Origin of the sequence: Gilliamella sp. GillExp13 (genome assembly GCF_001690815.1) — a bacterium.
GTDB lineage: Bacteria > Pseudomonadota > Gammaproteobacteria > Enterobacterales > Orbaceae > Gilliamella > Gilliamella bombi.
Window position 1 is genome coordinate 1 of sequence record NZ_LZHJ01000139.1, and the last position, 1,141, is coordinate 1,141.

Below are 1,141 nucleotides of genomic sequence, written 5' to 3' on the forward strand. Positions count from 1 at the left end.
CGCGATAAGTTCGTTATCTTCAGTTCGACGATTATCTTTTGCGATGAATGAGCCGGTAGTTTGGTACTGCATTATCCAATTATCTAATGCTGATTTGGTGAGGTCATACTCTGCGACGATATCCGCACGTTTTTTACCATTTTGATATAGCATGACCATTTGTTTTTTGAACTCGTTAGTAAAGCTACGTTTTGCTCTTCGTGATGAATCGATTGCCATTGTTGTTACCTTCTCTTATTTTTAGTTTATCATAACAATGACCTTATAAAACTGGTACTAATTAGTGTAGCCGATCCAATGATATAAACGCCATATCTCTGGTCTGTGATAAGGCGTTAGTTTTGTTTTTTTTATGTATATTCATTACAGTAGTTTCTCAAATTACTGTAAACAATCTATTAAATCCTGCATGATATATTATATAAAATCAGTACAAATAATTTTCGATATAATATAAAAATGTTAGCTAGTTTATCTAAAAATAAAATAATATCTACATTTGCTTTTTATACTCTAGCCTTGTTAATCACGGCTATTATTACTTTCGGAACAACAGGTTTTTTACAGTTACGCACTTTAATAACCAATTTTTCGATTTATATTATTTTTTCTTATTTTAATAAAATTAATAAATATCTACTTACACCCTTATTATTTATCGTAACGCTCTATTTTCCTGTTGGGATTGATTACGGCATGCCGAACTCCAATCTTATTGATTCTTTGCTTTATACTGATGTGATCCTCGCCAAAATATTAGACAGTGCCCGCCTCTATCATTTTTTCGTTTTGGTAATATTGTTGTTCATATTGTTCAGGTGATACCCAGCCATTGGCTGAATGACGGCGTATCCGATTATAATAGATTTCAATATATTCAAATAGTGCTTTATTAGCCTGCTTCCTCGTTTTGTAGTAACAGTCATGAATAATATGGTTTTTGAGTGTATGAAAAAAACTCTCAACAACCGCATTATCAAAGCAGTTTCCTCTTCGACTCATGCTTTGCCTTAGCCCATATTGTAATAATAATTGCTTGAAATCAGCACTGCAATATTGGCTTCTTTGGTTACTATGAATGAGTACATTTTTAGGAAAGTGACGCCGAAATAAGGCTTGTTTTAATGTATTACACACTAAA

2 protein-coding genes are annotated in these 1,141 nt (G+C 32.3%); both read right to left on the reverse strand.

Annotated elements, in window-relative coordinates; translation table 11 throughout:
- Positions 1 to 219, reverse strand: a 219-nt coding sequence (locus A9G37_RS09895; protein ID WP_065574582.1) for a helix-turn-helix domain-containing protein, incomplete at its 3' end; no start/stop codon positions are given.
- A 537-nt stretch (positions 220 to 756) separates the two neighbouring features.
- Positions 757 to 1,141 (reverse strand): IS3 family transposase (locus A9G37_RS12330; RefSeq protein WP_141671169.1); only part of this gene is annotated, 385 nt, incomplete at its 5' end.